17 protein-coding genes and 1 tRNA gene are annotated in these 23,724 nt (G+C 71.4%); 9 read left to right on the top strand and 9 right to left on the bottom strand.

From position 1 onward, the window contains the following. Positions 1–55: 55 nt before the first annotated feature. Both ACH4SP_RS30285 and ACH4SP_RS30280 read right to left on the bottom strand, forming a co-directional pair. Positions 56–2,110, bottom strand: a complete 2,055-nt coding sequence (locus tag ACH4SP_RS30285) for a PIG-L family deacetylase (RefSeq protein WP_398419443.1) — start codon at positions 2,108–2,110, stop codon at positions 56–58. Between the two features lie 93 nt (positions 2,111–2,203). After that, entirely contained in the window at positions 2,204–4,180 is a 1,977-nt protein-coding gene (locus tag ACH4SP_RS30280; protein WP_398419441.1) for a stealth family protein, read from the bottom strand. 288 nt (positions 4,181–4,468) lie between these two features. Between ACH4SP_RS30280 and ACH4SP_RS30275 the strand changes: the two genes are divergently transcribed. The 5 genes from ACH4SP_RS30275 to ACH4SP_RS30255 all read left to right on the top strand — a co-directional run bounded on the left by ACH4SP_RS30275 (position 4,469) and on the right by ACH4SP_RS30255 (position 10,531). Continuing rightward, positions 4,469–5,539, top strand: a complete 1,071-nt coding sequence (locus ACH4SP_RS30275) for a hypothetical protein (protein ID WP_398419439.1) — start codon at positions 4,469–4,471, stop codon at positions 5,537–5,539. Further along, positions 5,539–8,466, top strand: a complete 2,928-nt coding sequence (locus ACH4SP_RS30270) for a stealth conserved region 3 domain-containing protein (RefSeq protein ID WP_398419437.1) — start codon at positions 5,539–5,541, stop codon at positions 8,464–8,466. Before ACH4SP_RS30275 ends, ACH4SP_RS30270 begins: the two co-directional genes overlap by 1 nt. A 31-nt stretch (positions 8,467–8,497) precedes the next feature. Then, a tRNA-Arg gene (locus ACH4SP_RS30265) sits at positions 8,498–8,570 on the top strand. A 193-nt stretch (positions 8,571–8,763) separates the two neighbouring features. Beyond that, positions 8,764–9,156: a MerR family transcriptional regulator gene (locus ACH4SP_RS30260; protein WP_398419435.1), complete on the top strand. Its 393-nt coding sequence runs from the start codon at positions 8,764–8,766 to the stop codon at positions 9,154–9,156. A 91-nt stretch (positions 9,157–9,247) separates the two neighbouring features. Next, on the top strand, positions 9,248–10,531 hold the full coding sequence (locus tag ACH4SP_RS30255; RefSeq protein WP_398419434.1) for an MFS transporter: 1,284 nt from the start codon (positions 9,248–9,250) through the stop codon (positions 10,529–10,531). A 52-nt stretch (positions 10,532–10,583) separates the two neighbouring features. Here the strand turns inward: ACH4SP_RS30255 and ACH4SP_RS30250 are convergent, their stop codons facing one another. The 3 genes from ACH4SP_RS30250 to ACH4SP_RS30240 form a co-directional block, all read right to left on the bottom strand. Next, positions 10,584–12,176 (bottom strand): DEAD/DEAH box helicase, encoded by a 1,593-nt coding sequence (locus ACH4SP_RS30250; RefSeq protein WP_398419432.1) that lies wholly within the window; start codon positions 12,174–12,176, stop codon positions 10,584–10,586. Between the two features lie 238 nt (positions 12,177–12,414). After that, entirely contained in the window at positions 12,415–12,618 is a 204-nt protein-coding gene (locus tag ACH4SP_RS30245; protein ID WP_189825182.1) for a cold-shock protein, read from the bottom strand. A gap of 430 nt (positions 12,619–13,048) precedes the next feature. After that, entirely contained in the window at positions 13,049–15,508 is a 2,460-nt protein-coding gene (locus ACH4SP_RS30240) for a D-alanyl-D-alanine carboxypeptidase family protein (protein ID WP_398419429.1), read from the bottom strand. A gap of 205 nt (positions 15,509–15,713) precedes the next feature. On the opposite strand from ACH4SP_RS30240, the gene ACH4SP_RS30235 reads away from it, so the two are divergent. The 3 genes from ACH4SP_RS30235 (at position 15,714) to ACH4SP_RS30225 (ending at position 18,161) form a co-directional block, all read left to right on the top strand. Continuing rightward, the gene (locus tag ACH4SP_RS30235) at positions 15,714–16,481 is read left to right on the top strand and encodes a GPP34 family phosphoprotein (RefSeq protein ID WP_398419428.1); all 768 of its coding nucleotides are present in this window, start codon (positions 15,714–15,716) and stop codon (positions 16,479–16,481) included. A 308-nt stretch (positions 16,482–16,789) separates the two neighbouring features. Beyond that, positions 16,790–17,650, top strand: coding sequence for a helix-turn-helix transcriptional regulator (locus tag ACH4SP_RS30230; RefSeq protein WP_362417643.1), 861 nt, complete (start codon positions 16,790–16,792; stop codon positions 17,648–17,650). Positions 17,651–17,951: 301 nt separating this feature from the next. Then, positions 17,952–18,161, top strand: a complete 210-nt coding sequence (locus tag ACH4SP_RS30225; RefSeq protein ID WP_398419425.1) for a DUF397 domain-containing protein — start codon at positions 17,952–17,954, stop codon at positions 18,159–18,161. Positions 18,162–18,285: 124 nt separating this feature from the next. On the opposite strand, the gene ACH4SP_RS30220 is transcribed toward ACH4SP_RS30225, so the two are convergent. Continuing rightward, complete coding sequence (locus ACH4SP_RS30220; RefSeq protein ID WP_398419423.1) at positions 18,286–19,125, bottom strand: hypothetical protein; 840 nt, start codon at positions 19,123–19,125, stop codon at positions 18,286–18,288. 80 nt (positions 19,126–19,205) lie between these two features. Between ACH4SP_RS30220 and ACH4SP_RS30215 the strand changes: the two genes are divergently transcribed. Continuing rightward, the gene (locus ACH4SP_RS30215; protein WP_398419421.1) at positions 19,206–19,997 is read left to right on the top strand and encodes an SDR family oxidoreductase; all 792 of its coding nucleotides are present in this window, start codon (positions 19,206–19,208) and stop codon (positions 19,995–19,997) included. Between the two features lie 130 nt (positions 19,998–20,127). On the opposite strand, the gene ACH4SP_RS30210 is transcribed toward ACH4SP_RS30215, so the two are convergent. From ACH4SP_RS30210 to ACH4SP_RS30200, 3 genes are all read right to left on the bottom strand, one after another. After that, the gene (locus tag ACH4SP_RS30210) at positions 20,128–21,252 is read right to left on the bottom strand and encodes an ADP-ribosylglycohydrolase family protein (RefSeq protein WP_398419419.1); all 1,125 of its coding nucleotides are present in this window, start codon (positions 21,250–21,252) and stop codon (positions 20,128–20,130) included. 101 nt (positions 21,253–21,353) lie between these two features. Beyond that, the gene (locus ACH4SP_RS30205) at positions 21,354–22,811 is read right to left on the bottom strand and encodes a flotillin family protein (RefSeq protein ID WP_398419418.1); all 1,458 of its coding nucleotides are present in this window, start codon (positions 22,809–22,811) and stop codon (positions 21,354–21,356) included. A 198-nt stretch (positions 22,812–23,009) separates the two neighbouring features. Next, on the bottom strand, positions 23,010–23,525 hold the full coding sequence (locus ACH4SP_RS30200) for a hypothetical protein (protein ID WP_398419416.1): 516 nt from the start codon (positions 23,523–23,525) through the stop codon (positions 23,010–23,012). Between the last annotated feature and the right edge of the window lie 199 nt (positions 23,526–23,724).

Genomic DNA, 23,724 nt, shown 5'->3' with positions numbered 1-23,724 from the left:
ATCACCCGGGGGCAGTCGGCGCCTTCGCGAAGCCCGCCGCCGCCCGCCACCGCTTTCACCCGGGGGCGACGACCGCCGTCCGCAGTGTCGCGTCCGGGCCCAGCCGGGCGAGGACGACGCTTCCGGTGGCGTCGGCGGCCAGGGACACCGCGGCGACCGCCGCCCCTGCCGCCGTGCTCCAGCGCGGGGCCGACCGGGTCAGCAGGGTGGCCAGGCTGGTGCTGCCGTCGTTGTTGCGGGCGGCGAGGAGGACTCCGCCGCCGCGCAGGGAGTGCAGGGCGAGCGCGCCGTACCCGCGGGCGACCAGGCCGGTGCGCTCGGTCCGCCACGAGTCTCCGCCCGCCTGCAGGGTGTGCACGAGCGGGATCGCCGTCTTCGCCTCGCGGTACGCCAGGAGGAGCGATCCGTCCGGGCGCAACAGTGCGGTCGGCGGATCTCCCGGCCCCGGAAGGTTTGTCAGGACAAAGACGAAGGGCCCACCGGGCTCCTCCTGACGCCAGTAGTGCATGGTGTCGTGCCCGCTGCCGAAGACGTGGACGCACCCCTTGCTGTCGGTGACAGCGCTCAGCCCTTCCTGCACGTCGGAGCCGCCGAGGTCCTTCCACGGCGTCCAGCGTCCGTCGGCACGCCGCTGCCGGCAGGCCACGCCCTTGGCCCAGTCCCGTACGAACAGCCAGGTGGTGCCGTCCCCCGCGCGGGCCACGACGGGGCCGCCCACCCGGCGGCCCCGGTCCGGTGCGCGGTCGGGGGCGCCGAGCGACGCCCAGGCGCCGAACGGACCGCCCTTGCGCGCCTGTTCGGCCGTGACGATCTCCCGCCGGTTGTCCTTGGGCTTCGCGCCCAGGGCGGCGATCCGCTCGGCGTACAGCTGCCAGCGGCCGTCCTTGGTGAGCGTGGCGGTCAGCCCGGGCAGCAGCCCGTCGCCGCCGAGCAGCCGGGCCCGCGACCAGTCGCCGCTGCCCCGCGCGGACTCCTGCCACATGGCCGCCTGCCCGCCGAGCACGGCGAACGCGGTCAGCCGCCCGCCCGCGTCCTGGCCCAGCTGCGGGGCCGCCGTCGGGTACCGCAGGGAGGTGGTGCGCAGCCAGCGGGTCTTGTACGAACGGTTGCTGCCGACGTCGTAGTCGCCGCAGCCCGCCGCGAAGTCGCAGGTGTCCGGGGCGCCGCCGTAGGCGTTGAGGGCGTCGCCCTTGCTGCGGATCAGCTTGCGGGGCAGGTTGGCGGGCCAGCGCTCGCTGTAGTAGCCGCGGTAGGCGGTGACCAGGTACGGGACGCCGTTGCCCGGGCCCCGGTAGCGGGCGAGCGCGGCGTGGGCGAACAGGGCCGCTGCCGTGTGGTCGGGGTGGTCGGAGTAGCCGGGCTGGTCGTGCCTGATGCGGTGCGTGGCGTCGTGGACCTGCATGTCCGGGTCGGGGTCCAGGGTCCGTACGAGCGTGGGCCGGTACTGGTCGAGCAGGTGCACCAGGGTGTCGGTCAGGCTCGCCCGGGTCACCCGGTGGGAGACGGTGACCGGGGAACCCGTGCTGGGCAGCGTGCTGGTGACCATGGTGGGGTCGGCCCACAGGTCCTTCAGCCCGCGCTTGGCCGTGTGCGCCGCACCGAGGTGCTGGCGCACTCCGAGGAACACCAGCCGGATGCCGGGGTGGCCGTCGAGGACGTTCACCTCTATGAGGGTGCCGTCGGGCAGTTCCTCGGCCCGGGTGGTCCAGGGCGCGCGCACGTCGCCGGTGGCCATGAGTCCGTACGCCTGGCGCAGCCCCTGGCGGCGGGCGCCCGCGTATCCGGGGACGTCGGGCACGGGCTTCGGCCCGCCGGGGACCTTGTTGCGGCCGAAGCTCTCGCCGCTGTTCAGATAGACGCTGACGAGCTGGTCGTTGGCGTCGATCGTCTGGTTCACCTCGGGGTTCATGAAGTACAGGTCGTCGTCCGGGTGGGCGAGGATCTGCATGACCCGGCTGCCGCCCGAGCCGTCCTCGGCCTCGCTCACGGCCCCGCGCCTGACGGCCTGCACGGGCACCGTCCCCGCACCCATCGTGGTGCTGCTGCACCCCGCCGCGGTCAGCGCGACGAGACCGGCGACGACGGCGCGCCGGGAGGGCTGGGTACGCAAGGCGGGATTCCTCCGGGAACGGGGAAGGACGGCGCCACAAGGGCTACGTCGGGAGGGCTACGCAGGGAGGGGGCTTCGTCGGAAGGGGCGGCGTCAGGACGGCAGTTCGTACCGTCCGGGCACCGGGAAGTACGTCTGCAGGAACGGGCGCAGCAGTGCGGTGCTCCGGTCGAAGTCGTCCTCCGTGGAGAGCGTGTCGTTGAGGCAGAACACGCTCTTGTCACGGTTGAGGAGCAGCCGGTCGAGCCGGTTGGCCGCGTTCGGCAGCGAGACGTCGATGTAGGCGTACTCGATGTCGTCGGGCAGTGCGCGCCGGGTGTGGAAGGCGTAGTAGTGGGCGAGCGAGGACGGGATGGCGATGTCCTCGCTGCTGCGGAAGCGCTGTGCGGCGGTCGCCCGGTGCTGCTCGGCGAACTCCACCTCGATCTCCGCCAGTACGGACCGGCTGAGGGCGTGCGGGACGTGCCGCATCTTGCCGACGGGGGTGGTGCCGAAGCGCTCCTCTATGAGGGCGCGGTTGTTCTTGCCCGCGACGGACACGGGGACGTCGTCCGCGCTGGGCGGGCCGAGCGGGACCAGGGCGGGCGAGGGGAAGAACTTGGTGAGCCCGTTGGCGAAGAAGAAGTCCCGCGGGGAGGCCTCGGCGCCCAGGAAGACGTCGTCGTTGAAGTAGAGGAACTGCTCCGAGAGGCCCTCGATGCGGTGCAGCTGGCTCTCGATGGCGTGCGAGTTGAACGTCGGAAGCACCGAGGTGTCGGAGAACATCTCGCGGTGGGAGACGACCTCGATGCCCGGCTGCGAGGTGTCCAGCCAGGCCGGGGTCTGGTCGTCCGTCACCAGGTACACGGTGCGCACCCAGGGCGCGTACATCTCCAGCGACCTCAGCGAGTAGCGCAGTTCGTCGTGGTTGGCGTAGCGCGCGGCGTTCGCCGCCTCCTCGTGGTAGGCGCTGCCGGTGACGCCCGCCCGCCGCTCGATCCACGCCGGGTCGGAGCCGTCCACCCAGGTGTAGACGACGTCGACGGGGAAGGTGATGTCGTGCGGGGTGAGCGCGCCGAACTCCGGCCGCGTCCGCACCGTCGTCCGCGAGACGTCGCGCGTCCCGAAGGGGGCCGCGAACGTGGCGACGGGCACCTGTACGGATTCCCCGTCCACGGGTACGGACTCGGTGATGGCGTTGCGGCGCGGAGCGGTCAGCCGGTCGCCCTCCTGCTTCCAGAACTCGATGTCGCAGCCGAACTCCGGACCCAGCACGAGACGTCGCGACGCCTCGGTGCGGTACCAGAACAGGTGCAGCGACTTCGCGCCCGCGTACCGCTTCCAGCCGGCCGGCCGGTAGGCGGGAACGGTGCGCCGCCCGTCCTCCCCGTGCGCCCCGAAGTAGCCGGGCACCGTGCGGCACAGTTCCTGGAGGGCGTCGAGCGCCCGGGCCCTGTCCCGTACGGCCACGGCGACGGTGGTTCCGCGGGGCTCGGGCGCCCCGCTCCTCCCCTGGCCGCGGTGCTGGCCGTGGTCCTGGCCGTACTCCTGGCCCCGTACGCAGAAGTAGTCGATCCCGGCGCCCTCCAGGGCGGCGGTGACGGCGGTCAGATTGGCGCGGCGGGCGGCCTGCGGCGAGAGCCGCTCCTCGACGAACGCGATGCGCGGCCGTCCGTCGAAGGCGAGCACCACACCCCCGGAGCCGTCGATCAGCGGGCGGTGCTGGGCACTGAGCCGTGCGTTGCGCACCTGGTGGACGCTCTGTACGACGGTCGCCGCACTGACCGCCCTCTTGATGCCGCGGCGCATCTCGGGCGAGTACCGCCCGGCTATCGCGCGGCGCAGCCGCTTGGGGGTGACCTTGCGGTAGACGGCCACGAGCGGGGACGCCTCAGTGTTGACACCGCCGGTGGAGCCGGGGACCACACCGGGAGCGACCGGCGCGGCCGCAGCGGGGGCAACGGAAACAGCTGGTGCGACAGGGTCGGCAGGGGCAGCAGGGCCGGACCCCGTGGCGGCCACGGCGGCGGAGTCGCCCCCCGTGCCCTGCCCGGTCGGTTCCACCGACCTCGCGTCCTCGATCTGCTTCATGCCCTCGCCCCACTCGGTCACCGAGGGCAGCCGTTCCCCCTCTTCACCTAAACTCTACAAATGAAACGCACTGACCACTTTTGCATCTCAGGCGTTCACCCAAAGGTGAGAGTGAGTTCACAGCGTGCTCGCTCCCTTTTGCACCAGTGATCTGAATCACTCTTCCGATCGGGCTGCCGACCGGGGAAATTGGACAGAACCTCAGATTTGCCGGGCCCCCGGGGCCTTGACACGATGCCCTGGCCCCGCAGGTCGTGAAGGGGCCAGGAGGAGAGATGACCGAAGATCATGAGTGATGCCCTGCTGTCCCATGCCGTGGCCGCCGCCAAGCGCGCCCGGCGCACCGCCGGCCGCGTCCGCCGCCGCGTCGAGCGGATCAACACGGTTCCGGCACTCGGCGCCCGCGTGGTGCCCCGCCCCGTACTGCGCCCGGTCCACCTCTCCGTCCTCTCCGGCCGCACCCTCAACCTCGCGCTGCCGTGCCCGCATCCGGCCACGCCCCCGGTCCGGGCCCGCCTCCTGCTGGAGCACCGGGGCCGCAGCCAGAGCGTCCCGCTCGACCTGGAGCGGCACCCCGAGGGCCTCCTCCTCACCGGCACCGCGTCGCTGCGGCACGCCCGGCACGACGACCCGGCCGCGCCGGGACCGCAACTCACCGACGGGGTGTGGCGGTTGACGGTGATCACGACCGACGCCACGGGACACGAGAGCCGTTACTCGGTGGCCGACCCCGCCTCCCGAAGCGTCGAAGGACCCACCCTCCCGCACCCGCAGAGCGCCACCACCGGCGCCGGTTTCCGCCCCGTCCGCTCGGTCGACGGCCACGCCATGATCAAGGTGACCGGGCCGCGCGAACAGGCCGAACTGCTCGGCTTCGACCTGCGCTGGGACCGCATCACGGTGCACGGCAGGCTGCTGGCCGGCTCGGCCCCGCAGCAGGAGTTCACGGCCGAGGCGGTACGTCGCGGCGGGTCGGGCCAGAGCGTGCGCATCGCCCCGCGCTGGGAGGGCGACCGCTTCACCTTCGACATACCGCTGGACGCGATGACGCGCGGCTCGAAGAGCCAGCGGATGTGGGACCTCCAGCTGCGCCGCGGCCGGACCCGCATCCGGATCGCACGCCGGCTGACCGACGTACGCCACCCCAAGAAGGTGTTCCGTACGCCCTTCCGGACGATCGCCACCGAGGAGGGCGCGCTGCTGCGCGTGCACGCGCACCTCGCGGCCTCCGGAAACCTCGCGGTCAGCTGCGCGCCGATCGCCCCGCAGGCCACCCCGACCACCGCGGCCGCCGCCCCGCGGACCACCCCGACCGCCACGACCGCCCCCACGGCCATCACCACCGAGGAAACCGCCTGATGAAGATCACGTTCCTGCTCACCTGGGGCGACGAGATGGGTGGCACGGAGATGGCCACCTACACCCAGGCGGCACACCTCGCGCCGCGCCACGAGGTCGAGGTCATCAGCGTCCTCAAGACCCGGCCGGAGCCCTTCTTCACGGCCGGCCGGTCCATACCCCGCCGCTACCTCGTCGACCGCACGGGCCCGTACGGCCGCCCGGTGCGCGAGAGCGGCCTGGACGAGAAGGCCTGCCGCACCCTGGCCTCCCTCCCCAGCGAGATCATCAAGCCCTCCTGGGAGTCGACCTTCGACCGGCTCACCGACATCGAGATGTCGACGGCGCTCGGCTCCCTCGACACCGACGTCCTGGTCACCACCACGCCCGCGCTGATGGCCGCCGCCGCCGAGCTGGTGCCGTCCCGGGTGATCACCGTCCACCAGGAGCACCGCGCCTCCCAGCTGCGCGACGTCAGTGGCGAGCCGCTGCTGGTCTGCGCACCGCGCTTCGACGCGCTGGTCTCGCTGACCGAGCGCACCAACGACTGGTTCGCCGACTCGCTCGGCGCGTCGGCCCCCGAGCTGGTCGCCATCCCCAACGCCGTTCCGGACGGCTTCCGTCCGCGCTCCGACCTCGGCAACAAGTCGATCGTCATGGCCGCCCGGATGACCCCGGAGAAGCAGCTCGACCACGCCATCGAGGCGTTCGCCTCGATCGCCCACGAGCACCCCGACTGGACGATGCGGATCTTCGGCGACGGCCCGCAGGAGGTCAGGCTGCGCCGCCTGATCGACGGCCTCGCCCTGCACGACCGGGTCCAACTCCTGGGCCGCAGTGCCGACATGGAGCAGGAGTGGGCCAAGGCGGGCCTCGCCATGCTGCCCTCCCGCAACGAGGCGTTCCCCCTCGTGCTCCTCGAAGTCTTCGCCGCGGGCGTCCCCGTCATCGCGTACGACATCGTGACGGGACCCGCCGAGATCGTCCGCCACGGCGTCGACGGCCTGCTCGTCCCGGCGGGCGACAAGGACTCGCTCGCCGTCGCCATGGCGAAGCTGATGTCCGACGACGACACGCGCCTCGCGTACGGCAGGGCCGCCCGCGAGGGCGTGCACGAGCGGTTCGGCGCGGAGCGGATCACCGCCCGCTGGGAGGAGCTCTTCAGCCGCCTCGTCGCCCGCCGCGACGACCCGGCCAGGCTCGCGGAGCGCGCCGACCGCACCGCCCGCCGGATCGCCGCCGGGGGCAGCCGCAGCTTCAACGTGGCCGCGCCCATCAGCGTCCTCGCCGGTTCCGCCGACGAGCAGAAGGCCCGCGAGGTCCTCCTCCAGGCGCAGGACCGCTCCGGCAACCTGGTCCGCTCGGCCGGCCGGCTCGCCGAGGTGCGCGACGACATCCTCGCCCCGCGCATGGCCGACTGGAACCTGGAGCTGGCCGCCGACGCGCTGACCGCGCACGGCGTCCCGTTCGTCGTCCTGCGCGACAACGGCACCTCGCACCGCATCGCCGTCGAGGTCGAACGCCGCACGGAAGCGCTCGCCGCCCTCGCCGCCGACCTGCACGGCAAGCCCGTCTACGCCGAGCTGGTCACGCCGCGCGGCGCTGCCCCCGGCGCGGTCCTCGCGGAGCGGCTGCGCACGGTCGGCGACGTCGCGGGCGTACGCGTCTTCAAGCCGGTGGTGACCGAGAGCCGCACCCTGCGCTACGGCCCCGCCTTCGGCTGCACCGTCGAGTTCTGGACCCTGAACGCCGAGGACGAAGAGCTCCCCGGCTGGCGCAGCGCCCCCCGCGGCAGCACCCTGCTCGGCCCCCGGCTGCCCGCCCTGGAACCGACGGCGACGCTGCGCGTGGGCGAGCGCGAGCACCCGACGGTGCCCGCCTTCACCGAGCGCCTGATGTGGGACGTCGACTTCCCCGTCGACGTCGTCTACACCTGGGTCGACGACAGCGACCCGAAGTGGCGCGAGCGCCGCGACCGGGCCCGGCACGACGCGGGCCTGACCACCGGCCCCGCCCCGGACGCCGACACGGACGCCTCAGCGGGCAGCGACGCGGGCCACGCCCCGGCCGACGGCGCCACGGCCCACGCCGACGCGGACAGCGGCGACGTCCGCTTCCGCAACCGCGACGAGCTCCGCTACTCCCTGCGCTCCCTCGCCATGTACGCCCCCTGGGTCCGCAACGTCTACCTGGTCACCGACGACCAGACCCCGTCCTGGCTGGACACCGCGCACCCGAACGTCAAGGTCGTCTCCCACCGCGAGCTCTTCGCGGACCCCTCGGCCCTCCCCACGTTCAACTCCCACGCCATCGAGAGCCAGCTGCACCGCATCGAGGGCCTCTCGGAGCACTTCCTCTACTTCAACGACGACGTGTTCCTGGGCCGCCCGGTCACCGCCCGCTCGTTCTTCGACAGCAACGGCCAGGCGCACTTCTTCCGCTCCCCCACCGCGGTCCCGCCGTCCGCACTCTCCCCCGACGACGAGGGCTACTTCGCCGCCGCGAAGAACAACCGCACCCTCCTCCAGGAAGCCTTCGGCCGCACCGCCACCCACGGCTTCCTGCACGCCCCGCACCCCCTGCGCCGCAGCGTCCTGGCCGAACTCGCGGAGAAGTTCCCCGCCGAGATCGCCACCACCGCCGCCAGCCGCTTCCGCGCCCACACCGACCTCTCGGTCGCCTCCTCGCTCCACCACCACTACGGCTACCTCACCGGCCGCTCCGCCCCCGCCACCCTCTCCTGCTCCTTCATCAACGCGGGCGACTACACCCACCACACCCGCCTCAGCCGCCTGCTCGCCGCCCGCAGCCACACCGTGTTCTGCATCGGCGAGTCGGCGAACGCCGAGGTGCCCGCCGACGAACAGGACCGCGTCCTGCGCGCCTTCCTCGGCGCCTACTTCCCCGTCCCCTCCCCCTTCGAGCGGACCACCACCTCCATCCGCTAACCTGTCCAGAGCTGCCCCCAGGGGCAGTGTCGCCTCCGTAGCTCAGGGGATAGAGCACAGCTCTCCTAAAGCTGGTGTCGCAGGTTCGAATCCTGCCGGGGGCACAGCGAAGCAGCAGGTCAGAGGCCCTGCCGTCCTTTCGGGCGGCAGGGCCTCCGGCTTTGCGGCACACAAACGGTGTCCCCGACGGTGCCCCAGGGGGAATGCGACCCCCGCCTCGGACCTTGACCTGTACGTCCCCCGTGGGGCCGAGGACGTACCGGAAGCGGAGAGGGAACGGAAAGGGAGCGGCCGAGGATGCGGATCGGAGAATTCGCGGCGCGCGTGGGTGCCAGCCCCCGCTCGCTGCGGCACTACGAGCAGCAGGGGCTGCTGTCGCCCGACCGGGACGCCAACGGGCACCGTACGTACGACGCGCATGCCGTCGAAGTCGCCCGGAACATCAAGGAGTTGCTTGCCTCCGGGCTCACGACGGGCGATGTGCTGGGGTATCTGGAAGCCGGCTGTCTAGGTCGCCCGCGTGCGGATTCTCCGCGCTGCGCGGCCGAACTGGACGCGGCGGAGCGGCGGTTGGCGGGGGTCGAGGAGCGGCTCGCCCGGCTTCAGGAGGCCAGGGAGCGGCTGGTGGGGCACCGTGCCCGGGTGGCGGCGGGGGTTGCCGCACGGCAGGCGAAGGGCGAGCCCCAGTAGGCCGCCAGTAGTCCGCCCGTAGTCCTCCCGGCGCTCGGGCCCGCCTCCTCGCTTGCTCTTGACACTGGTGTCAGGGTCCTACCGTGCCCGCATGGATTCCCAGAAGAGTGGTTCCGGTTCCGTGCGTCCGAGGGGGTCGGGGTGGCTGGTGTGTCTGCTGCTGACCACGTTCGTGATCGGTACGGACGACTTCGTCGTCGCGGGGGTGCTCCCGGAGATCTCCGGCGATCTCCGGGTCGGTGAGGCGTGGGCGGGGCAACTGGTGACGGCGTTCTCGGTCACCTACGCGGTCGCGGCGCCTGCACTGGCCGTGCTGATGTCCCGGGTGCCGCGCAGGGCACTGGTCGTGGGCGGGCTCGCGGTGTTCGCGCTGGCGAACGTGGCGACCGCGGCGGCACCGACGTACGCCGTGCTGATGACCCTGCGCGTGGTGACCGCTCTGGTCGCGGCGTCGATCACGCCTGCGGTGTTCGCGACGGCCGGGCGGCTGGCCGCACCCGAGCGGGTCGGCCGGGCGATCGGTACGGTCGCGGCGGGGCTGACCGTGTCCCTGTTCGTGGGGGTGCCGGTCGGGACGCTGCTGGGGGCGACGTTCGGCTGGCGCTCCACCTTCGTGGCGGTGGCGGTGCTCAGCGCACTGGTCGCCGCCGCGGCCTCGTACTTCCTCCCGGCCCTGCCCAGTGCCCCGGAAATCTCCGTGCGCCAAAAGCTGCGGACGCTGAGCCGGCCCGCGGTCCTGCTGTGCGTGTCGGGCACCGTGCTCGGCGCGAGCAGCGGGCTGATGACGTACACGTACGTCGCCCCGCTCACCGAGGAGCTGACCGGTCGCGGCGGAACGGTACTGGCCCTGTTCATCGCGGTGGTCGGCATGGCCGGGGCCGTCGGCACCTTCGTCGGCGGGCGGATCACCGACCGGTGGGGCGCCGACCGCGCCCTGCTGGCCACCTTCGCCGGCCTCGTCCTCTCAAGCGCCGCCCTGGCGCTGACGGGGGTGCTCGGGCGGGGTGCCGCGCCCGTCTGGCTGGTGGCCGTGCTGCTCGGGCTCTGGGGATTCGCCGCGTGGGGCTTCAACCCGCCGATGAACACCAGGGCGCTCCGCCTGGCCGGTGCCGCAGGCGCCGAGGCCGTCGCCCTCAACACCAGCGGCATGTACCTCGGCATCGCCGTCGCGGGCGCGGCCGGCGGCACGGCCCTGGCGTCCCACGGCGGGACGGGCGTCGCCGCCACCGCCGCCGCTGTCGGGCTCGCGGCGCTGCTGCTCATGGCCGCGTCCGTACGGAGATACCCGACGCGGGCCGCTGCCGCTCCCGCCGGTCCAGCGGGAGCAGAAGCGGAAACGGGAGCAGGTGCGGGATTGCTGGATGCCGCTCCATGACGCGCGCCAGGTGCGCCTGCTTCGTCACGAGTGACGAGTCACGAGTGACGAGTTACGAGGCCCTGCGTACCGCCGCAGCCTTGCGGGCCGCCGCCATCTCGGCGCTCTCGCGGCGGCCGCGGGTCGGCACCGGGGAACGGCGGGAGCGGCCGGGCCGGCCCCGGCCCGCGTCCTCGGAGCCGGAACCAGAGCCGCCGGAGCGCGTGCGCTCCTTGTCGAGCGGGCGGACCGGGACGCCCGACGGGGCCTGGGCGCCGGTGATCCGGGTCAGCTCGGCGTCGCCGGAACGTACGGCCGCGGTCTGCGGGTTGATGCCCGCCTCGCGCATCAGCCGGTGCATGTCCCGCCGCTGGCCCGGCGTGACCAGCGTGACGACCCGGCCGGACTCGCCCGCCCTGGCGGTACGGCCGCCGCGGTGCAGGTAGTCCTTGGGGTCGGTGGGCGGGTCGACGTTCACGACGAGGTCGAGGTTGTCGATGTGGATGCCCCGGGCGGCGACGTTCGTGGCGACGAGGACGGTGATCTCGCCGTTCTTGAAGCGGTCGAGCGTGCGGGTGCGCAGCGGCTGCGACTTGCCGCCGTGCAGGGCCGCCGCGCGCACGCCCGCGTCCTGGAGGTCCTTGGTGAGCCGATCCACGGCGTGCTTGGTGTCCAGGAACATCAGGACGCGGCCGTCGCGGGCCGCGATCTCGATCGTCGTGGCGTGCTTGTCCGCGCCGTGCACTTCGAGGACGTGGTGCTCCATCGTCGTCACGGCGCCCGCCGACGGGTCGACGGAGTGGACGACCGGGTCGGTCAGGAAGGTCCGCACCAGCTTGTCGACATTGCGGTCGAGCGTGGCCGAGAAGAGCATCGTCTGGCCGTCCTCCCTGACCTGCTGGAGGAGTTCGGTGACGTCGGGCATGAAGCCCATGTCGCCCATCTGGTCGGCCTCGTCGAGAACCGTGATCCTGACCTGGTCGAGACGGCAGTCGCGGCGCTCGATGAGGTCCTTGAGACGGCCGGGGGTGGCGACGACGACGTCCGACCCGCGCCGCAGCGCGGACGACTGCCTGCCGATCGACATGCCGCCGACGACGGTGGCGATGCTGAGGTTCAGGACCTTCGCGTACGGCGTGAGCGCGTCCGTGACCTGCTGGGCGAGTTCACGCGTCGGTACGAGGACGAGCGCGAGCGGCAGCTTGGGCTGCGCCCGCCGGCCGTACGCGGCGGTCCGCGTGAGCAGCGCCAGACCGAACGCGAGGGTCTTGCCCGAGCCCGTACGGCCACGGCCGAGTACGTCGCGCCCCGCGACTGCGTTGGGGAGGGTCGCGGCCTGGATCGGGAAGGGCTCGGTGACGCCCTCCGCGACCAGTGCACGCTGCACGCTGTCCGGCATGTCCAGCTCGGTGAAGGCCGTGACCGGGGGCAGGGCCGGGGTGACCGTGACCGGGAGGGCGAACTCGCCCTTCAGCGCCACGGGGCGACGGGAGCGGCCGCCGCCACTGCTGTTGTTGCTGCCGCCGGTGCGGTTGCCGCCACTTCCGTTGGCACGGCCGCCCTGGGTGCGGCTGCCGCTGCGGTTGCCGTTTCCGGATCCGCCGCCGGATTTCTTTCCGGCACTGGTGTCACGATTTCCGCCGAAGCGGGCAAAGTTCGTACTCACGGAGAGTCCTCTCGATACCGGCACGTATCGAGGAAATCCAGGCGCCAGCAATGGGCCTTGTTTCAAGAACGAGCCGAATTTAATTAAAAACAAAAATTAGGTCCGGCTCGTTTCAACAACGAACGGACCCGTTCCATTCCCGGCCCCACGCGCAAAAACGGGCTGGGACCTGCACCCGAGGTGCAGGTCCCAGCCGCGCTTGTCACCGCTGATCAGGCACGAAGCCGATGATCAGTGATTAGGCGGGAACGATGTTCTCCGCCTGCGGGCCCTTCTGGCCCTGCGTGACGTCGAAGTTCACCTTCTGGCCTTCCTGGAGCTCACGGAAGCCGGAGGTGGCGATGTTCGAGTAGTGGGCGAAGACGTCGGCGCCGCCGCCGTCCTGCTCAATGAAGCCGAAGCCCTTTTCCGAGTTGAACCACTTCACGGTGCCAGTAGCCATGTCAAATCTCCTTCGGGGTAAAAACCCGGGGAACACACACTGTGCGTGTTCCACGTCGCGCGATGATGACCCCGTCCGGGAGAAAAGCACCGGAAATACAAAAGAAAAGTGCGCCCAACGGAGACGAATGTGACGAATCCGAGGAGAGCACTTGTAAGTCTTTTCGGGAACCACAACTGCAACTACGAATAACCGTAGCATGCCGCGAGCATTTCGGCACGGCGAGTATTCGATCCCACATCTCGTGGCGGAGTGCGACAGAGTGCGGGCCGGAATGTACCCAGGTGATCAAGAAGGTAACCGTCCTGGGCACGAAGACTTTGCCGACGGGCCGGACGGGCGGGGGTCGGCCACTGGGTGGGCCAGACGGGCCGGGCGGGCCGAAGACTCCTACGTCCTCGGCCCGCCCACCCGCGTCAGCACACCCGCGTCAGCCCACCCGCGTCAGCTTCGAGCCGAAGCCCGGCTCGACCAGGTCCGACTGGAGCGCCACCGGCGCCGAGACCTTCCCGGGGCCCGTCCCGACGGTCACCTCGCCGACCACGTCCCCCGCCTTGCCGGAGTGCGGCACCGTCTTGCCCTCCGCCGCGCCGATCGCCAGGTTCACCTTCAGGCCCGGCCAGCCCACCGCCTTGAGCTCCTTCGTCGCGACGACCGGCGTCCGTCCGCCGAGCCCGTCGTCCACGTGTCCGACGACGTCGCCCTTCTTGATCACCTGCGCCGACGTGACGACCTCCTGCGCCTTCTGGATCAGCTTCAGGCTGTCGAAGATCGCCTTGTCGAGCCGGTCGTTCAGGACGGCTCCGGTGGTCTGGTTCATCACCGCGCCGATGATCCGGCGCTCCTTGCCGTCGATGATCGTGCTCGCCGTGAACAGCAGGTTGCCGCCCGCCGGTGTCGTCGAGCCCGTCTTGATGCCGTTCACGCCCGGCTTCAGCAGGATCTTGTTGTTGTTGTAGATCTTGCCCGGCAGGCCCGGGATCTCGATCTCCGGCATGTCCACGATCTTGCGGAAGATGTCGTTCTCCATCACCGCCTTGCCCAGCTTGATCTGGTCGACCGGGGTGCTCACGGTGCCCTTGTCGAACCCGCTGGAGTCGGTGTACGTCGTGTTGGTCATGCCGAGGTCCTTGGCGGCGGCGTTCATCTTCTTGAGGAACGCCTCCTCCGAGCCCGCGTCCCAACGGCCCAGCAGCCGCGCCACGTTGTTGCCCGAGGGGATCATCAGCATCTGGAGCATCTGGCGCTGCGTGTACTGCTGGCCCTTCTTGATCTGCGCCGTCGACTCGTCGCTCTTGCCCGCGTCGTCCTCGCCCTGCTGGTCCACCTCGATCTTCGGGCCGTCCTGCTTGCCCGTGATCGGGTGGTCCTTGAGGATCACGTACGCCGTCATGGCCTTGGCCATGCTCGCGATCGGCGCGGGCTTCTGGGCGCCCTCGGTGCCCATGCTGCCGACGCCCTCGACCTCGATCGCCGACTGGCCCTCACCGGGCCACGGCATGTCGGTCCTACCGCCGTCGAAGGTGTACGAGGGCGTCGCGCTCAGCGTCAGCGTCGGGTCCGGCAGCGGGCGCACGAACTGCACCACCGCGAAGACGACCAGCAGCAGGAGGACCAGCGGCGTCCAGATCTTGAACCGGCGGACGGTCGTCCGTACCGGCGTCTCGGGCGGTGCGGGCTTGTTCGTCAGCTCGGCCAGCAGGTCGAGCGGCGGCTTCGGCGGCAGCGGCTGCTGCTTGGTCCGCTCGGCCTCGGGGAGGCCGGGAGCCGCCGCTGCGGCAGGCGCCGGCTGCGGCCCGGCGGCCCACGCGGGCCGACCGGGCTGACCGGCCGTCTGGCCGGGCCTGCGGGCCGGGCCGGGCGGCCGTACGTCGTCCGGCTTCAGCGGTACGAAGGTGCTGGTCCGCTCGGTGTCCGACTCGGGCCGGTCCGCCTTGGCGCCCTTGGCACCCTTGGAACCCTTGGAACCGGTCGGCTCCTTGGGCGGCAGCTTCAGCATCGCCGTCGGCTGGTCGGACTGCGGCGCCGAACGCGGCATGGTCCTGAAGACGGCGGTGGCCTGGTCCACACCCTTGCCGTCGTCGGAGCTTTCGGGGTCGTCGGAGCCTTCGGGGTCTTCCGATTCGCTGGACTCGTCGGACCCGTCGGCGTCCGCCCCAGAAGCGTCGTCAGCGGCCTTGTCCTGGCCCTTGGCGGCCTGGCCCTTGGCGTCGCCCTTCGCCGCAGCGGCCGTACTCCCGGCCTCGGCGGAGTTCTCGGCCGCTTCGGGTTCGTCGGGGTCGTCAGAGTTGTCGGAGTCGTCGGAGCTTTCCGGGGCGTCAGTGGCCTTGTCCTGGCCTGCCGCGCCGTCCTTCGCAGCAACCGGAGTCGCGTCGTCGGCACCGGCGTCGTCGGCAGCCTCGTCGGCGTCGGAGGAACGGTCCTGCCCGCCACCGTCGACATCCGCATCCGCGTCCGCGTCCGCGTCGGGCTCCTCCGCCGTCGCCACCCAGGCCGCCACCGCCGCACGCAGCCGTGAGTCTTCCGCCACCGGGGCATCGTCGGACGCCCCTTCCGGCTCAGGCTTCGGCTCGGGCTCGGGCTCGGGCTTCGACTTCGGTTCCTCGGGCGCGGATTCCGCATCCGTGTCCGCGTCCGAGTCCGCCTCCGCGTCGTCCGCGGCAGCCGATTCGTGCATGACCTCTTCGGAGTCGGCACCCTCTGCCGCAGGCTCCGGCTTTGACTCCGGTTCCGACGGTTCCGACAGTTCCGACGGTTCCGACTCCGCGACCGACTCCGCCGTCTCCGACGTCCTCTCGCGGTAGACCGCGAGACGGGGATCGCGTTCGCGCCCAGCCGTCTCCCCCGACGACTTCCGCTGCTCCGACTTGCCGGGGGACTCGCCCGCCACCGATGCCTCCTCAACGCAAAAAAGGTCGTAGCGGGGGACTCCCCCGCCTGTCCGATCCATGGACCAGTGTCCCGCTACGGGACCCGCACCCACGTGCTAGACGAGAACGACATACCTACTGGTTCCCGCAGAAAGCACCCAGGCGCCCTCGACAGATGAATGTGAGAGGGGTCACCCTGTCATTCATCCACGCGGGGAGGCATGGATGGGCAGGAGCCGCAGAACAATTCCGGAGGAGCTTCTGTTGCTCGCTCTGGACCCGGCAACGGGTACCACAGCGCAGCCGCAGTCGCTCGACCTCGGCCTGGCCGGGGCACAGCTAGTGGAGCTGGCTCTGGCAGGACGGATAGCCCCTGACGGGGATCGTATCGCCGTGGTGATGCCACGGCCGACCGGAGATCCGACACTGGACTCCGCACTGGAACTGCTGCGCCGACGCGGCAGCCCGGTTCGGGCGGTCCACTGGATTGGCGGGCCCCGACTGGGGCTGCGCCAGATCTATCTCGCGCACCTGGAGCGGTGCGGCATGGTGCATGCCGTATCGGGTCAGATGTGCGGGGTACTGCCGACGACTCGCTATCAGGCGACCGACACGGCAATCAGCCGGGACATCCGTGCCCGGCTGGACAGTGCGATCCGCACCGGCGTACCGCCGGACCCGCGGACCGCGGCGCTCGCCGCGCTGGCCCACGCAGTCGGGCTCGGCAAGCACCTGTACCCCGGCAACGAGGGCCGGTCGTCCAGGTCCCGTCTCCGGGACCTGATTCGGCACGACCCCATGGGCGGACTCGTGGCGCACGCCGTGATGGACGTCCAGAACGGCGTGGCCGCTCAGCCGCGCCGGGCAGCACCCGGCCCATCCGCAGCTCCGGGCACCCCGGGCGGCGGCGGTGGCGGGGTGCGCCAGTCCGCATCGGCATCGGTGTCCGCGCAGCCGCACCGCGGCAGCATGGCCCGGGTCGCGGCGCACTGACCCGACGAGAAACCAGCACAGCCAGTACGACCCGCACCATCAGCACGAGTGAGCCGCCGCACCGACGTCCCCAAAGACCCGGTTCGGGAGCCGCACCAAGCGCGCGGGGCAGTGGACCGGCCGTCCGGACGAGGGCCGGGCCACCGCCCCGCGCGTCACTCGTACGTCCTCATCGCCGCGACCGCGCCCGTACGGATGCGTACCCGTCGCACCACCCTGTGTTGCCATTCGCCAGCGCGGCCGGGCCAGTTGGTGGCAGTCTGCTGAAAAGCAGCTAAGCGCAGCACGCAGCCGGAGGTGCAGTTCCCGTGGCGTCCCCCAACATCAATCCCACCGTCAGGCGACGCCGACTGGGCCAGGAGTTGCGTCGGCTCCGCGAGACCAAGGGCCTCACCGCCGAGGGCGTGGCCGAGAAGCTGCTGGTCTCGCAGTCCAAGATCAGCAGGCTGGAGAACGGCCGTCGCAGCATCAGTCCGCGTGACGTCCGAGACCTGTGCGGGGTGTACGAGGTGGAGGATCCCCGGGTCGTCGAGTCGCTGATGCAAATGGCCAAGGACTCGCGCCAGCAGGGCTGGTGGCACGCCTTCGGCGACATCCCGTACAGCGTCTACATCGGTCTGGAGACCGACGCCGAGAGCCTGCGCGTGTACGAACCGCAGGTCGTGCCCGGCCTGCTGCAGACCCCGCAGTACGCGGAGGCGGTCATCTCCGGCGCCCTGCCCGAGAGCACGCCCGAGGAGTGGGCGAAGCGCGTCGGCGTCAGGCTGCGCCGGCAGGAACGAATCACCACGGCCCCCGCGGCGCTGCGGCTGTGGGCGGTGGTCGACGAGGCGGCGCTGCGCCGGATGGTCGGCGACCGGCACCTGATGCTGGCGCAGCTGGAGCACCTCCAGGCACTGGCCCGGCTGCCCCATGTGACGGTGCAGGTGCTGCCGTTCAAGGCGGGCGCGCACACGGGCCTCAGCGGGCACTACGCGATCCTGGAGTTCCCGGAGACGACCGACTCCAGCGTGGTCTACATCGAGGGCGTGACGAGCGACCTCTATCTGGAGAAGACCGCCGACGTGCAGAAGTACACCGTGATGTACGAGCACCTGCGGGCGAAGGCGCTGAGCGCGGAGGAGTCGCAGGAGTACATCGACGACATCGCCAAGGGCTACGCGACCTAGCACGGCGTCCTCGGCCCGGCACGGCGTCGTCATCGACCCGGCACGACGTCGTCATCGGGCCGGCACGACGTCGTCATCGGGCCGGCCTTCGACCGCGGTGGCCGGCCCTCGGCCTGAGCGGGCCGGGGCCGGGCACAGTACACCGTCCCGCTGGAGCAGTGGAAGACCCACCGGTATATGCCATCCGGTCGAGTGAACGGCCCCTGTGCGCAAGGGAGTTCCGGCGTAGCGTCGATCACGCCAAGCAAGAGCGTTGGCACCTCACAGTGAACGACGAACGACTGGTGGAGGCTGAACGAACATGGCAATTCTCAAGGGCGCGACGGCCGAGTGGACGAAGTCCTCGTACTCCGGCGGCAACGGGGCGTGCGTGGAGGTGAAGTCCCCCGCGGTTCAGGCCATTGACGTACGGGACTCGAAGGCTCCCGAGGGCCCTTCGATCTCCTTCGCCCCCGGCGTGTGGACGTCGTTCATCTCCGAGGTCGGCCAGGGATCCCTCGACCGCGGCTGAGTCCCGCGCAGCACCGCGGCAGAGCCCCCACGCGACGCCGCACGGAGCACCACGCATGTGAGCCCTCTCGACTGGTCCGCCGTCCTGGCCGAGGGGGCTCCTCGCTTTCCAAGTCCCTTCTGATTCACCTGAGTCGGTCGACGTACCGGTCCGTCCCCACGACCGTCGGGACGAACGGCGCGACCAGCTCCACCCGCCCGAGTCCCGTTTCGGCGACCGCCTCCCCGAGCCCGCCGAAGCGCTCCTCCCACCGCTCGCGCGGGTCCTCCTCCAGGAACCACAGCAGGGTCAGCCGGGTGTCGACGCCCTCGACCTGCTTGACGTACGTCATCCGGTCCCCGGGCAGCGGCGTCGGCCGGAAGACGGTGACCATGGCCGCGGCCGAGCCCTTCAGCCGCTCCGGCAGATGGTCGTCGCGCAGCCACTCCAGCAACTCCAGTCGCTGGTCGGCGCTTTGGGCGTCGATCACTTCCAGTACGAGCCCCTGATAGGGGTGGTCGAGGGCGTGGAAGTCGCGCGGCCCCGACGCCCCGTCCCGGTAGACCGTCGCCTCGTGGTCCTGGAAGGCGGTGAAGACGTGGGTACGGGCCTGGTGGACGCGGTGGTCGCGGTTGAGGCGCTTGTTGATGGCGACGGTCCACTTCATGTGGTCGTCGTAGCGGCCCTCGGTGATCCAGTACGTACTGAGGTAGCACCCGGCGGTGACGGGGTCGGCGACCGCCGACTCGGCCGGGCTGCGCAGGAGTTGGAGGTCACGGGTGGCGACCCAGCGGCGCCCCGCGTACATCCAGGGCATCGCCATCGCGCCCGCCATGAAGTGGTCGTCCTCGTACCAGCGGTTGTACGCGTACTCCTGGCCCGGGTGCGGCTCGACCATGGTGATCAGCGCATGGCCGGGGCGCACCCCGTAGGGTCCTACCGCCGCCAGCTCCGCGTACGTCTCGCTCCGGGTCTCCTGGCCCATTCCCGCCCCTTCCAAGTGATGTGCGACAGACCTACTCTGACGGTCCGTCAGACAAACGGCCAGGGTCCGGAGGCAGCCAAGTGGTCAGCCAGCTCATCGAAGGAAAGACCGTCGTCGTGTCCGGCGTCGGTGCGGGACTCGGCCACCAGGTCGCCGCCGCCGTGCTCCGCGACGGCGGCAACGCGGTGCTCGGCGCCCGCACCGAGGCCAATCTCGCCAAGTCCGCCGCCGAGATCGACCCGGACGGCGGGCGCACGGCCTGGCTGCCCACCGACATCACCGACGAACGCAGCTGTGCCCGACTCGCGGCCCACGCGGTGAAGCGCTTCGGCCGGATCGACGCCGTCGTGCACGTCGCCGCGTACGACACCAGCTTCGGCGGTCTGGAGTCCGCCGACTTCACCGAGTGGCAGCGGGTCCTGGACGTCAATCTGCTGGGCACCCTGCGGATGACCCGGGCCTGCCTGCCCGCGCTGAAGGAGCGCGGCGGCTCGGTCGTGATCATCGGCACCCAGTCGGCGGTGGCCGCTCCCACCGAGGTGGAGCAGGCGGCGTACGCGGCGTCCAAGGGGGCGCTGACCTCCGCCTCGTACTCCCTCGCCCGCGAGCTGGGACCGCACCGGATCAGGGTCAACACGGTCCTGCCCGGGTGGATGTGGGGGCCGCCGGTACAGGGTTACGTGGCGTACGCGGCGCGGTCCGAGGGGGTGCCGGAGGCGGAGGTACGGGACCGGCTGACGGCCCGGATGGCCCTGCCGGAACTGGCGACGGACGGGGATGTCGCGGACGCGGTGGTCTTCTTCGCGTCGGATCGGGCGCGGGCGATTACTGGGCAGCAGTTGCTGGTGAATGCGGGGGAGCTGATGCGGTGAGTTGATGCGGGGGGCGGCCCCGCTGCCCAAGGCGGCTAGGGAGTCGGTTTTAGGGGCGCGGGGAACTGCGCGATCAGCCACGACGCGCCCGCAGGTGACCACCGGCCCCGCCCCGCCCCGCGTCCGCGCCTCACGCACGTGGGTATCGGGACAGCCAGCCCGGTGCACTGGCCGTGGGGCCGTGGAGGGCCGGGCCCTGGGTCATCTCCATGGCGAAGTCGTCGGCGAGCTGGAGGACGGTGGGCCGGCCCTCAAGCTCCGCGAGCCAGCCCGGCGGCAGCGCCGTCTCGCCGTGCATCGCGCCGAGCAGCGCCCCGCACAGCGCACCGGTGGTGGCGGACGCCCCGCCGTGGTTCACGGCGAGCCGCAGCCCGTGCCGGACGTCCTCGCCGACGAGCGCGCAGTACACGGCGACCGCGAGGACCCCCTCCGGCGTCCGCCCGTCCCCGAGTGCCTCCACCCGCTCCGGAGCCGGCATGCCCTGTCGTACGCCGCCGAGCGCGGCCTGGAGTGCGTCGGTGACGGGCTGGTGGCCGGGGCGGGCGGAGAGCTGGGCCAGCGCCCGCTGCACCGAACCGTCGAGGCTCTCGCCCCTGGCCAGCCCGTGCACGACGACGGCGAGCGCGCCGGAGGCGAGGCAGGAGGAGGGGTGGCCGTGGGTCTGGGCCGCGCATTCGACGGCCAGCTGGAAGACGAGCTGCGGTTCCCAGCCGACCAGCAGCCCGAACGGGGCGGAGCGCACGACGGCCCCCGGGTCGGTGGCGTCCGGGTTCCTCGGCCGGTCGAGGGTGCCCATGCCGGGGTCCTTGAGGCCGGTGAGGCTGGCCCGGCTGGGCGAGCGTCTCGCGTACAGCCACTCCTCGCGGGCCAGCCAGCCGTCCTCGGCACGGCGTTCGTCGGGGCCCCAGTCGTGCTGGGTGGCGGCCCACCGCAGATAGGCGCGGTGCACGTCGGTGGGCGGGTGCCAGGCGCCGGTGTCCCGGCGGACCTGGGCGCGTATCAGGCCGTCGACGGTGAACAGGGTGAGCTGGGTGGCGGCGGTGACCGCCCCGCGCACGGGCAGCAGGTCGAGGACTCCGGCGGCACCGTGGGCCTCCCGTATCGCTGCGAGCGGGAGGGTGTCGACGGCGGCACCGAGGGTGTCGCCGATCGCCCCGCCCAGCAGGGCGCCGCGCACCCTGCTGCGGAAGTCCTGCTGCTCGGCGCGGCCCCAGACACCGGTCGCGGCGGCGGTGGCGGCTGTACTGCTGCTCATGGCGCGCCACAGTAGTTGATCGGCTTGCGGCTTTTCAGGTCCCGAAAAGCCACAAGCCGGTCAGTTGCGCGCAGTTGGGTGTGTGAGTTTGGCCCGCCGGATCAGTCGCTGATCGGGATCTGACCGTTCGCCGGCGCGGGCTGCTCCGGAACTTCGGCCTTGGCCCCGGCCCCGGCCCCGGCGGACTTGGTCCCCTTCTGTGCGATCCCCTTCAGCAGGGCGGCCAGGTCGACGCCCGTGGTGGAGCTGAGGAGTTCCATGCCCTGGGCGACGTTGTCGGTGACCGTGCGGGAGAGCTGCGAGGCGCCGTCCGTGGAGATCACCGTCATCTTGTCGATGGCGCTGAGCGGCTCGGACGCCTTGGCGACGACCTGCGGCAGTGCCTCGACCAGCATCTGGATGACGGCCGCGTCCCCGTACTGGGAGAACGCGTCGGCCTTCTTCTGCATGGCCTCGGCCTCCGCCGCACCCTTCGCGGCGATCGCGGCGGCCTCGGACTCGCCCTCGATGCGTACGGCCGCCGCGAGCGCGGCACGGCGCAGCTTCTCGCCCTCACCGGTGAGCCGGGAGCGCTCGGCGTCCGCCTCGGCCTCCTTGACCTGGCTGATCCTGCGCGCCTCGGCCTCCTGCTCGGCCTGGTAGCGGGCGGCGTCGGCGGGCTTGCGGACCTTGGTGTCGAGTTCGCGGTCCGTCAGGGCGGCCTGCCGCTGGGCGACCTTCTCCTGCTCGGAGAGGACTTCCTGCTGGCGCGCCGCGTCGGCGAGCGGACCGGCCGCGTTGGCCTTGGCGGCGGCGGCCTCCGTCTCGACGCGGATCTCGGCCTGCTTCAGGTAGAAGGTCCGCTCCGCGATGGCGATCTCCTCGGCGGCCTTCAGCCGGGCCTGCTCGGAGGCCCGCTTGGCGATGGCCTCCGCGATGTCGGCCTCCTGGCGGGCGCGGGCGGCCTCGGGCCGGCCCAGGTCCTCCAGGTAGGAGCCCTCGGTGGTGATGTCGTGGATCTGGAAGGCGTCCAGGACGAGGCCCTGCCCGGAGAGGCTGGCCTCGGCCTCCTCGGCGACCTGTCCGGCGAACGCGGCCCGGTCCCGGATGATGTCCTCGACCGACATCCGGCCGACGATGGCGCGCAGTGCGCCGGACAGCACTTCCTGGGTGAAGCTGTTGACCTGGCCCTGCTGCTGGAGGAAGCGCTGGGCGGCGGCCCGGATCGCGTCCTCGTTGCCGCCGACCTTGACGATGGCGACGCCTTCGAGGTTGGCCTTCACACCGCGCAGGGTGACCGCGCCGCGCACCGAGATCGGGATCTGCCGGCTGGACAGGTCGAGCGTGGACTTCTGCTGGACGAACGGGACGACGAAGACGCCGCCGCCGACCACGACCTTCTGGCCGCTGTTGTCGGTGCTGATCCGGCCGGTGACCGGGTCGGTGGACTTCTTGCCGCGCCGCCCGGTGATGATGAACGCCTCGCTGGGCCCCGCGACCTTGTAGCGCGAGACGACGACGAGGGCGAGCAGGACGAGGAGTACGACGACTCCGACGACGGCGATGACGACTGGACTCATGGGCGTTCCCCCGATGTGGGTGTTGCGGTGCGTAAGCGTAAGAAGGTGGGCGCGGAAGCCGTACGGCTCGGGGCGCGGGGTCAGGACGTGAAGTTCAACGTGCGGCGTTCAGGACTCGGGACTGCAGGACTCAGGGCTCAGGACTCAGCGCTCAGGACTCAGGACTCAGCGCTCGACGGGGCGTACGGCGCTCAGCGCTCAGCGCTCGACGGGGCGTACGGCGACCGAGGTCGACGTCAGCGTCGCCTCGACCCACACGTCCGCACCCCGCGCCACCGGTATCGCGCTCTTCGCCGCGTACTTCACCGGCTGACCGCCGAGGTAGACCAGCACTTCCCCGTACCCCTCGGCCGGGATGGCCGTGACGACCGATCCCGAGGTCCCCACGAGGTCCTCGCCGCGCGGTGTCGCGTCCGTCTGGTCCCGCATGAGTACACGTGTGAACTTCCAGGTCAGCCAGGCCGCGACGAGCCCGGCGACGATGCCCACCCCCGTGGCGGCACCGGCACCGAGCCCGGTCGCACCGAGCGTGATCGCCCCGCCGAAGCCGAGCATCGCCGTGAATCCGGCGACGACCGGCAGCGAGAGCAACCCGTCGAACAGCCCCTCCAGTGCGGAGAACCCGCCGAAAAGACTCTCCAACAACCCGTCGAAGATCAGCGCGAAGAGCAGCAGCACCAGTCCCGCGATGCCGAGACCGAGAAACAAGGTCATGCCTGCCCCTTCCCCCGTGAACGCTGATTCGTTGACTTCACTGACCTGACTGAACCTTCGCACACGGCACTGACATTCGACATTGCCCGGTCCCGGCAGTCTTTACGCGCTCTTAATGCCGCACGGACAACGGGCGCCGAGGCCCGTCACCCACCCCGCACCCGCACGGAAACCGCACGTCGAAGGGCGCCGCCGCACC

The sequence above is a fragment of the Streptomyces sp. NPDC021093 genome, assembly GCF_044333135.1.
Lineage (GTDB): Bacteria > Actinomycetota > Actinomycetes > Streptomycetales > Streptomycetaceae > Streptomyces.
The sequence above is the reverse complement of the archived record's forward strand: the minus strand, read 5'-3'. Positions and strand labels throughout refer to the sequence as shown.